The following is a 10766-nucleotide window of genomic DNA, read 5'->3' as shown; positions in this document are numbered from 1 at the left end:
GGGAACAGCGCCAGTCAGGCGCTGCGCGCCATGCCTGGCGCACAAGAAAGAAAGACCCCGGCACAAATACCGGGGTCTGGGGTTTGCCATACCAACCCCTCAGGGTTAGCTTGATCAAGCAACCAGGTCTTGCGCAGTATCTACCTCAGGCATGCCCACCAGAGGCACGGCCTGATAATCGACAGCGTCTTGAATTGCAGTAATGGTAAAGGCATCTGCTTCCGCGTCCGTTGCGAAGTCAAACAATACCTCTTCCTCGGTATAGTTATCCTCATAAGCCACCTGGGCAGCGAACGCTGCCATCACATCATCAATCGAAGCATCAGCATCAGCTTCCACCGTGAAGGTGGCCAAGGCTGCCTCGTCTTCCGTATCGCCATTTTCGGCAAAAATGCTCAGCGTATAGAGATAATCCTCGTCGATTTCACCGCCAAGTTCAAAGGTGGCAGCCCAAGGCTGAGCGCTCGTATCGCCAACTAATTTAGCCGCAGCCTCGATAGTGAAGTCATCGTCGCTCTGGACATGAAGAATGTTGCCTTGCCAATCGAAAGAGTGCGGCGCGACATGTGCATTATCATCGATAAAGTCGCCCCAGGCACCGTCCTCATAAGAAGCAGTAAAGCTGATACCATCAATGACGACACTCACGGTATTGCCTGTCTCCAACTCATCCAGCCCACCAAAATCGACCGTAGCTGCGTAACCTTCGGCCATCGCTTGCTCCTCGGCTTCGCTGATATTGGCCGCGTCGATGGGCTGAGGCTCAGGGCTCGTCGACTCACCTATCAGCCGCGCAGCACCACTGATTTCGAAGTCCTGATCGCTGGTGATAGTCGCCACACCGTTCTCTAATGCAATCGCCTCATTGACAGTTTCACCGTCATCGGTCCAATCGCCCCATGCTTCACCGTCATAACTGGCAGTATAGGCAACACCGCCGATGTTGACAGTGAGTTGATTCCCCTCGGCGGCACCACTCAGGTCGCCAAAGTCGACGGCCCCCTGATACGTGCCATCAATCACGCTTGGCTGTTCGATGTTTTCTTCGCCGATGTCGACGGGGTCAGGCTCGACAGTGGACCCCAGCGTTTTTTCTGCCGCTGCAACGGAGAAATTCTCTTCGGCCACGACAGCAAGTGCAGTCTCGCCATTGTCTTCATCCAGCGAGAAGGTGAAATCGCCGCTATCTGAGCCGTCAGCTGCGAAATCACCCCAAGTCTCACCGTCGTGAGTTGCTATATAGGTTACGCCACCAATAGTGACTGACAACATGCTGCCATCGGTCGCATCTTGGAGGTCACCGAAATTCACCGTGGCTACATACTGAGCCGCCCCCTCGACCGCTTGAGTCTCGCTGATATCTTCAGGATCAATCTCATCCGGTTCTGCCGCAGGCATTGATGGACGAGGTGAATTCTCTGCATGCTCGAAGGTAGGCTGGGCAGGCGCTCCTGGATCACCCGGGTCGCCTGGGTCACCTGGGTCTTCCGGATCGTACAAGTCATCCGGCTCTCTATCCGGATTCGCCACGTCCTCTCTAGCGACACCCTGCACGACGCTGGCTGCCTGCGTCGCATCGTATTCAATGTCGCCAGCCTCGACCTGAGCCAGATACTGAATGGCCGCATCAGCGCGGGCATCTATCAAGGAGGCATCGTTGACATTACCGGTTTCGGCCCGCGCACCGGCCAACAGTACGGCAACCATAGTCTCCGGATCTATGTCGTCATTTTCCAGACGGTCTCGCCAATAATTCATGCCCTCGTTATCAGGCAGACGACCGAAAAGGGTCTGGTAAGCACCCAGCAGAAAACTGTCGATATCTTCATCTTCAAACACGGGGAAGCGTTCCTGGGCCTCCTCACTAGTATAAAGTTCGATAGCCAGATCCTGATAAGTAAAACCAGCTTCCAACTGACTCTGCCAAGCGGCCAACTCACCCGGAGAAGGCGAGCGACCCAAAGTAGCAGCGGCAATATCAATCAGCGAATCTCTCATTCTGCTTGACTCCATTCGTGATGAGCGGCTAAGGACCGCTTATTCCCTGCCAGCCCTAACAGTACGGCTGCGGCAGCAACGCGCAAAGGCGTCATGAACAATGTAGTCATCGTGACATGGCGATTTCAATGAATGACTCGATACGTTTTGAAAGACCAGGTAACCTCACGTTTCCAAAACATAAAGAGATGCAAGAAAAGCAGAAAACCGTAGACAAAAGCCAACAAACCCTGACGAGGAAAAAATAAAATACAAAAATGATAATTTTAGCCGATGGCGAAGAGAAGAGGCATACGAAAAAACTTATGCTTACATACATGCCACAACTAAGGATTAGACAACAATCACTCAACTATCAAAATCAAGGCTCAAGTCTTCGCCACCGATATCCAAGAGCCCCCCAATATCGACATCTGAAGCCTTCTCATGCTTCAAACCGACATGCAGGCGATAAAGTTGGGCCAATACGGGAATTCGGTGTTGGGAAAAAAGCTGAGCGTAAGCAATAGACAGCGCATTGACGGTTTGTAAGGTTACCAACTCTTTTTTCGCCTAATGAACTAAGTGCCTTCTCATTAATTCGGTACACCCTATCAACAGCTCGAGTATGGTCTTCACACTCTTGGGGAACATTGATTTCCCACGGCACGATAAGCGCCTGACCAGCCAACATATCCACCGCCCGCTGGGTAATCTTGCGTTGACGCTCCCTCTGTGTGAGGAAGTCCAAGACCTGCTTGACTAAAGGAGCCAACTCACCTTCAGCATCGAAAAACGGCTCGCCATCACCCACCGACTCATTCAGCAATAACCCGCTGGCTTCATCGAAGCACAGCACATAGCGTTCAGTACCAGCCTCGCGTCGTAACTGGAATGGGTAGCCGCGATAGGCAGCGGGCTTGTAGCCACCGACCCAATGGCCTTCTGGATGTACAAACAGGTTGCGCCCCGGCTCCAGTGACATGATGGCGACGAGCTCGAAGCCACCATCGTCCTTCTTATAAAATCCCATCGGCATGTTAGCCAACACGTGAGGCAGCTCTTCACCCACAACTGGCACCAGGGTGTCGTGCTCCGCAAACAGGTAGTCGGCAACTTTCAACCACCGCTTGCCATAATGACGGCTTGGAGATAACGCGACTGACTGGGACATAGTGCATCCTGCTTCTGCTGGAAAAGACGCTAGGCGTTGTACGAAAACTGCCTGCGCTCGCCGACTTTTCGTAGATGGCCTACTTTGAGGCCGAGAATTGCGGTTCGCAACACCTTGTTGCTCACAGCACTCTGCTACCCTTACAACCTGCTGAAATCACATCACGAAGCCACCGAATGATGATTGCAAGATGCGGGGTCTTGATAAAACGCAAAATAGTGCAACACCTCTTCACGACCCATATCACCCTTTTCCACGGCAATCAAATGCGTCCGCGGTACGCTCGTGGATGAAGCCTTTCTGCCGAGACAGATCAGTGCCTAGCCACCCAGTCCTGTGGCTTTTCCAACGAAAAGTGCCACCCGTAAAGACGGCTGGCACTTTTTGCCATGAGACCTTTTCGATCCTTAGCCCATGCCCAGGGCAGCTTCGAATACCGCTTCCCAGTTGGCGACACCCAGCGAATCGAGCAGCTCGATCTTGGCGCTGAACTCGGCGCCGTCGGCACGCGTGATCACTTCGTCGCCTTCATCGACCCACGGCCAGTCGTAACCGAAATGATTCGGAATATCGAAATCGCCATAGAAAAAGGTAGCGGCGTCGAGGTCAACCATCTCTGGCGTGACCAGTTCGCCATTGTATAGTGCCAAGTCGATGAATTCATCGTAACCCACCTCTTGTGCATAACTCCTCATGGGTGAAGACCCAACGAAGTCGATAGTGACCAATTCTAGAACGTCATTGCCGGTAGTAAAGGTCACTATAGAGCCGAAATTAGCCTCAGCCGAGTCCGCCACTATGCCCCAACTGATTGCGTATTCATCGAGTTCTTCTTCGGTGATCACCACCGTAGAGGCGCCATCTGCCACATCGCTGAACTTGTGGATAGTTTTAACTACTTGCCCTTTCTCCAGTTGAACGTCGACTCCTTCGCCCGGTTCGGGGGTCGGTCCGGGTTCGGGGGTCGGTCCGGGTTCGGGGGTCGGTCCGGGTTCGGGGGTCGGTCCGGGTTCGGGGGTCGGTCCGGGTTCGGGGGTCGGCCCCGGGGTGGGCTCAGTAACGCTCTCGCGCGTTATGGCAGATACGAGCTGAGCAGCAGCTTGCGGATCGAAGCTAACAGCACCGCTCTCGAGTTGCGCCACATAGCTCGCTGCCGCATCCAGACGCTGATCGATAACGGCCGCATCGGTGGGATCACCAGTCTCGGCGCGGGCACCAGCAAGCAGCGTGGGCACGAGTTCATCGCGCGAAACCGCCCCGCTGTCCAGCTGTGCCTGCCAGTAGACAAGCCCCTCGGCATCCGGCTCACGCCCGAACAGCGTGGCGTAGGCGCTGCCGATCAGTACGGCATCGCTACCTGCGAAGTTGAAGCGCGACTGTGCTTCGGCTGTCTGTGCCAGCTCCGCTGCCACGGCACCATAGCCATCTGCCCAGCTCCACCAACCGAATAGTTCATCTTCGCTAGGCGCACGACCCAGCAGCGCCACGGCCAGATCCATCAACTTGTTCTTCATTGAATTCCCTTACTGCTAGTTTCTGGTTTTAATTGCATTGGATTCCACTGCGCCACATAGGTTAACAAGATTTAATTCGAGCCATGCTGGCCACCACGCCCCTTGTTGGCATCTCGCCCCAGCCTCTTCACCCTGACCCAGCGCGAACAATCGGTTACAGATTAACCGTTTCCACGGCCGCTTGCCATAGGTGAGGCTGCACACCCTGCACCAGGTTGGCAACAGCCAAGGGGTTATCCGGATTCATTTCCGCCGTTGCCACACGCCGATACGCTTGCTATTTTCCGGGCGCGACAATAACCAGGGATGCTAAAGAAGAATGAAAACCACCAAGACTCTCATCGCCTGCGCGGCCATGGCATTGCTATCGGGATGCATGACGATTACCGGCGAACCTCGACACGAACACACTCTCTACGAAGACCCAGAGCCGGTGGGTGCCGAGCACCCCCTCTACCAAAGCATCAGCGTAAGCCCGGCAGCCGATTTCAAGGGCACCAGCATCATCACTCTCTCAGGACGAGTGAGCCCCAACCTCAGCGACGATAGCTTCACCGAGCTGCTAAACGATACCCTGAAAAGCGCCAACCTGCTGGGAGATGGCTACACGCTCGAAGCCAGGTTGATCGATGGCGGCGGCTGGGGGCTTTTCAAGGGCCGGGTGGTGGCACTTGGCCCTCTCAAGCGTACCGTGGTTATTCACTACGTCGTGACGAACTCCAACGGTGAAGTCGTCTATGACCGGGAAATCACCGCCGTTGGTGAATTTACCAGTTACAACGCGATGCGCTCCTATTACTTGACCGAAAGACGCGTAGCGGAAGCCGGCTACCGGGCCAATCTCGAAGCGCTAGTGGCCGACCTGAAAGCCCTGAAAGGCTGACCGATCAGCATAGTAGGCCGGCGAGAGGGCCGGCCTCATTCGATCTTCATTGTGTCACCAGAAATCGATATCTCAGTGGTCATGCGGCTGGAAACAGGCTATTTTTGTTACAATTCTTAACTGTCAGTCAAGGCAAGGGGAGCTGCATGGCAGATTTTTCGCTCTACGCCAACACATTCCATCTGGGTACGTTTGGCGATGACTACCTCGAGGCTGGCACGGGAGAGCATGTAGTGCTTGGGCTGGGGGGCGACAACACCTTGGTCAGCCACAGGGGGGGCTGGCCACCCAGCCTGGTCACCCTGGCAGGTGGCCAAGGCGACGACACCTATTATGCCTCAGCCGATGTCACTCAGATCGTTGACACTGGAGGTCGAGATACTCTCTACCTGCCTGGCTATCGCGACGATTTCGAAGGGGCCTTCCTGGATGGTCGTGACTTGATCCTGGCCAATGCCTGGACCGGGCAAGTCGTGATCGTGCTGGATTTCAAGAACGCCGGCCGTATCGAGCGCCTCATCGATTACGCCGGCGTGACTTACTCGGCCAACGAGGTCGAGCGCATGGTTTACAGAGATGGGTACGGCGACATCACCTACACGCAAATGCAGATGATAACCGGCGATCACACATTTAACGTCAATGATTTCCACGCTGCGCGCGACATTGATCTGGCAATACCCAAACTGAACTGGCACAACGTTTTTCTGCACCTGGAGGAGCGTGGCAGCCTTGATAATACTGCCATAGCCGATGCCGTGCAGTACGAGATATGGCCGCTACTGAGCCTGCCCGCACGCCAGCTATGGGAGAGTGCCGGCGCCTACCAAGCGCTGTTGGAGAGCACGTTCAACGGGCTCGAGGCGAACGTAACGCTGCCTGTTGCTCCGCCAGTTGCCCGTGGCGTAGTCGAGCAACTCGCTCTGCTATATGAAGCCGCCCTGAACCGCGCCCCCGACATGAACGGGCTCAACTACTGGGTCGACAGAGCCAAGGAGGGGCACGGGGTAATCGATATCGCCGGTTACTTCCTCATTTCCGACGAGTTCCAGTCAGCTCTTGGCGGCGAACGCGGAGATTCTCACTACCTGGACAAGCTGTACCTGAATGTACTGGGCAGGGAGGCCGACACCAGTGGTTCCGACTACTGGATGAATCAACTTCAGAATGGCCTGACACGCCAGGAAGTACTGCTGTATTTTGCCGACTCTGCCGAAAACCGCGATAACGCCGGCTGGCTGGCCGGCCTTGGCGAAACCACCGATGGAGGCTGGGTCTTGGGATGATCAGACGAGCAAACATGGCGTGATGCACGCCCGATCAAGAGTGAAGCGGGCTGGAGGAGCAAAGGGCGCCCTCTGACCGTCACGCCAGCAGGAAGTCAGTCTTCGTTACTGGGCAACTCGGCCGCCAAGGCACGCGCATAGGCAGTACGGGCGGTCTGATAAATCGCCAGCTGTTGCTTCAGCTTCTCGATTTCAGTGTCGGTCACGCGCAAGTTAGCCATCTGCTGCTTGGCATTCTCGGAAAGCGCATCTAGCGAGTACGCCTGCCCATCGATGGTGACGGTTTGCGGCTTCTGATCTGCCACGGAACTCTCCCTAAATTAGATGTGACGAAAACTGGAGACTCGATTCTACCCTCACAAAACCACCATAGCCACTCATGGAACCGGCCATTCCTTCAGCGAAAGACTGACCTGACGACCGGCTCTGCCATAGAGCAGCACTTCGCCAGTGGCTTACCCCAGTAGATACTCTTCAAGCGGCAGAGGTTGTCCGCTCAGACCACCATGATAGTGTTCACCCAGAAAATCGTCGACCTGGCTGCGGCTTGCAGCGACAAACTCGTCTGAGTCGGTGAACGAAAGCGCGAGATCACCAAAGCCAAAACCACCACTCTGCATTTCGGCCAGCCAATAGGCATAGCCCGCATCGTCCGGCGCCCGGTCGAGCACATTTTGATAAAGCGCCTCAATGGCCTCTTCCAGCGTCGGCTCGCTTATACCGGGCAGAAACTCGTCGCTGATAAAGAATTCACTGGCAAGCTGGGCCAGCGACATGCCTTGCTCAAGTTCCTCCTGCCAGTAGTCAAAACCGTCGCGGTCCGGCATGCGATCGAAGATGCCGCTATAAAGCCGCACGACCGACTCAGCTGCATCGCGAGAGCTCTGGAAGGTCGCCATATCGAACCCTACATCGAGAGGGTTCAACCGTTCCAGATTTGGCCCCCATAGCAGCAGCTTCGCCCCCTGAACCAGAGAATAGGAAGATGTCGCGTACTCGGAAGACGCGGTAAAGGCCAGCGCCAGCTCTGCCGGATCAAGGCGACCGCTGCTCAGCTCACCAAGCCAGTAATCACGCCCCAGCTCATCGGGTTCACGGCCCAGCACATGCCGATAGAGCACCTCCACCAGCGCAGCATCCCCACCGCCGTGATGGGCCAGTTGCTGGGTAAGCTCGCCGGAGTTGAGAAATGCCTGTGCCAGATCCACCATTGAATGACCGGCATTGAGCTGACCGACCCAATATTCAGCGCCTTCCCGGTCAGGCGCACGGCCCAGCATGCCAGTGTAGAATCGCACCACCGGGTCGATGACACTCTCCAGGTCGGAATAGACGAAAAACGTGTCCGTCTGGACGATTTCATCCAACACGCCCTGAGGGAACTCCCACCCTTCGGCATCGAGGCGCGCCATGAATGTCATCAGCGCATTATCGATCTCATCCGGAATGCCACTGCTCCTCTCATCGGGGGGCAACAGATGGTCGTTACCGGCAATCCAGGCCTGAAGCGTATCGTATTGTGCCTGCACGCTGACCGCCCACAACGAAGTCGACACGACACCCACCAGCATGGCCTGGCCACCGTTGTCGTACCAAACCGGGCCCCCGCTACTGCCTGGGCTGACATCCAGCGCTTCGATGTTCAGCACCCCATAGCGGGAGTCCTCGCCGACCCAGCCGCTATCCCGAGTCAGGCGCGGTCCGCTGGCATCGGCATAGCGACCAGGATAGCCGGCGAGCTGATACGCCTCACCGTCCACATAAGGGCCCAGAGTAAACCAGCCGGTCTCCAGCCCCAGCGCCGTATCGAACCCCAGCAGTGCCAGATCGTCCTGGCTTTCCTGAATCGTCACGCTGCCTGGCCGTGTCGGCTCCAACTGATAATACTGAGCATAACTAGACGAATAGCCATCCGCCGGGTCAATCCAGCCATCATGCCCGGGGTAGACCGTCACCCGCTCGGCCATGCCTCCATTTTCGGGGCTGTAGATCACATGCGCCGCCGTCAACACGTCGTTGATTCCAACCACGGCACCGGACCCCGATACCCGAGTTCCATCGGGAAAGGTCGCCTCGATGTAAGTAACCGCACTATAAGGAAAATTTACAACATCGCCCGCAGTTGCCGTTGCCATTCAAGCCCCCTCTCACATATTGCTTGGTATCTTTGACGACTGATGAAACCTGATATAGGCAGAACAGCATATGGGCCGGGGCAGCCACAAGGGCTGCCCAGTTCAAACGTAGGATGCAACGGTACGCAATGTGGGTACCGATGGAAGGACATCGAGGCGTGCTCGCCTCGGTCAGTGGCGGGTCTCCGTCTTCTTCTTGGCAGTTGCAGCCTTCTTCTTGCCGGCGGCCTTCGTAGCGGCCCCTGCCTTGGCTTCGCTGCTGGGCAACGCCTCATTCAGTGCCTTGGCATAGGCACCCCGGGCGGTCTGGTAGATCGCCATCTGCTGCCTAACCCTCTCTATCTCCTGATCGAGCACCCGTAGATTGTTAACCTGGGCCTTGGCTTCATCGGAAAGCTCGTCCAGTTTGTACTTGGTGTCGTTGATGGTCACGGTTTGCGGCTCTTCTGCCATGGGTCTAGCTCCTTTTCAGTCAGTGAACTATCAACATTGATGTTGAACTCATCATCCCCTTACCAGACGGCAGGTCCAGGTTCTCGGGGCTTCCATCGTGGATGTCCCCCATGGGCCGGGGGCGTTCCGCCATAAAATGTCAAGCTTGCAGCAAGCCCTCAGGTGGCAACCCTGAAGCGCAGGTATTGTACAGTGGCGGCCATCATCCGGGGAACCTGAACCGCCACGGCCAGTCGCACGCTTCTCATGAGCGGCAGTCGAACAATACACCTGGTGGTTCAGCGTCTCCTCTCCAGAACGCCGACAATACCAAATGGGGCCGTCAATCCAGCACTGTTTGGGATCAGGTCTCACTTGACCGGGTCTGCCCTCATAAGCTGATCTGGGCCCCTCACGCCACTCGGCTGCCATACGCTGGCCCTGGGCCACCTGTGCCGGAGTCAGTTCCGACAAAATTTGGTCACGATTTGACAAGCCTTTCTCGTTGCCTCGACTCGCAGCAAGATTGTAAAGCGCATAAGCCAACACGCGATCCTGAGCGACACCGTGCCCCTGGTCGTGAAGATGCCCAAGATTATTGAGAGCTGCAGCATTGCCCTGCTCTGCCGATCGCCGATACCACTGGGCCGCTTGCTCGAAGTCGCGCTCCATCCCCTTTCCGTTCCGATACATCCAGCCCATCCAGAATTGGGCTAGCGCATCGCCCTGCTCGGCAGCGACAGGCAGGTGACGAGCCGCCGTCGCATAGTCTTCGCTATGCACGGCTATCATCCCCAAGCTGTTGCTGCTGCGCTTCGGCAGACTGCACCGTCAGCCAGAACTGCTTGTCCAGGTAACTCATGGTCATCTGGAAGCTGAGGTGCGGTGCGGTGCGGTGCGGTGCGGTGCGGTGCGGTGCGGTGCGGTGCCTCCAATAGTATTTCCGTGTCGGATTCGACTAGCCGATCCGATTTGTTACCCACGAAAGGAGGTGATGACAAGTCGCCGCCTACCATAGCGGTGCGCAGAGTCTGGCAAACTGCTACGACGTCGAAGCTCACCCAGGTATCGCGGGATTGGTGATGGAGAAAAAAACGCGAAAGTAACGATCGATACTCGAGTCGGAGACACGATTGCTTGCCTGAGGACTCTCAGTCTTCAATCACCAGCCGGCCATCACCTCTCGAGAGAGTGTTCGATATCCGCATAGAACGCCGCTGCCGCCGCTGCCATCAAAGTGGCGCCGATAAGTTCAACCGACTCTTCGACCAGAAAATCCATCAGCCAGAAGCCGTGCGTGAAGCCATAGTGGATACCTGTCGGGTCCCGTGTGATTGACCACCCGCTTAGTAAATAACTCAGGCC

Annotated in this window: 10 protein-coding genes; 2 read left to right on the top strand and 8 right to left on the bottom strand. The window is 56.2% G+C overall.

Going from position 1 to position 10766, the window contains the following annotated elements; translation table 11 throughout:
- Positions 1–114: 114 nt before the first annotated feature.
- The 3 genes from KZO25_RS17295 to KZO25_RS17285 form a co-directional block, all read right to left on the bottom strand.
- Entirely contained in the window at positions 115–1998 is a 1884-nt protein-coding gene (locus KZO25_RS17295; protein WP_223137940.1) for a DUF4214 domain-containing protein, read from the bottom strand.
- 424 nt (positions 1999–2422) lie between these two features.
- Entirely contained in the window at positions 2423–3151 is a 729-nt protein-coding gene (locus tag KZO25_RS17290) for a SapC family protein (RefSeq protein WP_223137939.1), read from the bottom strand.
- A gap of 407 nt (positions 3152–3558) precedes the next feature.
- A complete protein-coding gene (locus tag KZO25_RS17285) occupies positions 3559–4665 on the bottom strand; it encodes a DUF4214 domain-containing protein (protein ID WP_223137938.1) in 1107 nt (368 codons plus the stop codon).
- A 319-nt stretch (positions 4666–4984) separates the two neighbouring features.
- On the opposite strand from KZO25_RS17285, the gene KZO25_RS17280 reads away from it, so the two are divergent.
- A complete protein-coding gene (locus KZO25_RS17280) occupies positions 4985–5548 on the top strand; it encodes a hypothetical protein (RefSeq protein ID WP_223137937.1) in 564 nt (187 codons plus the stop codon).
- 146 nt (positions 5549–5694) lie between these two features.
- Complete coding sequence (locus KZO25_RS17275; RefSeq protein WP_223137936.1) at positions 5695–6834, top strand: DUF4214 domain-containing protein; 1140 nt, start codon at positions 5695–5697, stop codon at positions 6832–6834.
- A gap of 95 nt (positions 6835–6929) precedes the next feature.
- Here the strand turns inward: KZO25_RS17275 and KZO25_RS17270 are convergent, their stop codons facing one another.
- The 5 genes from KZO25_RS17270 to KZO25_RS17250 form a co-directional block, all read right to left on the bottom strand.
- Positions 6930–7139 (bottom strand): DUF6447 family protein, encoded by a 210-nt coding sequence (locus tag KZO25_RS17270; RefSeq protein ID WP_223137935.1) that lies wholly within the window; start codon positions 7137–7139, stop codon positions 6930–6932.
- A gap of 150 nt (positions 7140–7289) precedes the next feature.
- Positions 7290–8969 (bottom strand): DUF4214 domain-containing protein, encoded by a 1680-nt coding sequence (locus KZO25_RS17265; protein ID WP_223137934.1) that lies wholly within the window; start codon positions 8967–8969, stop codon positions 7290–7292.
- 171 nt (positions 8970–9140) lie between these two features.
- Positions 9141–9422: a DUF6447 family protein gene (locus tag KZO25_RS17260; protein WP_223137933.1), complete on the bottom strand. Its 282-nt coding sequence runs from the start codon at positions 9420–9422 to the stop codon at positions 9141–9143.
- A gap of 51 nt (positions 9423–9473) precedes the next feature.
- A complete protein-coding gene (locus tag KZO25_RS20245; protein WP_410505419.1) occupies positions 9474–10193 on the bottom strand; it encodes a tetratricopeptide repeat protein in 720 nt (239 codons plus the stop codon).
- Positions 10194–10577: 384 nt separating this feature from the next.
- On the bottom strand, positions 10578–10766 hold a 189-nt coding region (locus tag KZO25_RS17250; protein ID WP_223137931.1), incomplete at its 5' end, for a hypothetical protein.

Origin of the sequence: Halomonas sp. ANAO-440, from assembly GCF_019915905.1 — a bacterium.
GTDB classification, from domain to species: Bacteria; Pseudomonadota; Gammaproteobacteria; order Pseudomonadales; family Halomonadaceae; genus Halomonas; species Halomonas chromatireducens.
The sequence above is the reverse complement of the archived record's forward strand: the minus strand, read 5'-3'. Positions and strand labels throughout refer to the sequence as shown.

What these genes read in the sequence shown, in the direction of transcription:
- KZO25_RS17265 (WP_223137934.1), bottom strand. Translation starts at nt 8,969, where the DNA reads ATGGCAACGGCAACTGCGGGCGATGTTGTAAATTTTCCTTATAGTGCG.
- KZO25_RS17285 (WP_223137938.1), bottom strand. Translation starts at nt 4,665, where the DNA reads ATGAAGAACAAGTTGATGGATCTGGCCGTGGCGCTGCTGGGTCGTGCG.
- KZO25_RS17260 (WP_223137933.1), bottom strand. Translation starts at nt 9,422, where the DNA reads ATGGCAGAAGAGCCGCAAACCGTGACCATCAACGACACCAAGTACAAA.
- KZO25_RS17295 (WP_223137940.1), bottom strand. Translation starts at nt 1,998, where the DNA reads ATGAGAGATTCGCTGATTGATATTGCCGCTGCTACTTTGGGTCGCTCG.
- KZO25_RS17290 (WP_223137939.1), bottom strand. Translation starts at nt 3,151, where the DNA reads ATGTCCCAGTCAGTCGCGTTATCTCCAAGCCGTCATTATGGCAAGCGG.
- KZO25_RS20245 (WP_410505419.1), bottom strand. Translation starts at nt 10,193, where the DNA reads ATGATAGCCGTGCATAGCGAAGACTATGCGACGGCGGCTCGTCACCTG.
- KZO25_RS17280 (WP_223137937.1), top strand. Translation starts at nt 4,985, where the DNA reads ATGAAAACCACCAAGACTCTCATCGCCTGCGCGGCCATGGCATTGCTA.
- KZO25_RS17275 (WP_223137936.1), top strand. Translation starts at nt 5,695, where the DNA reads ATGGCAGATTTTTCGCTCTACGCCAACACATTCCATCTGGGTACGTTT.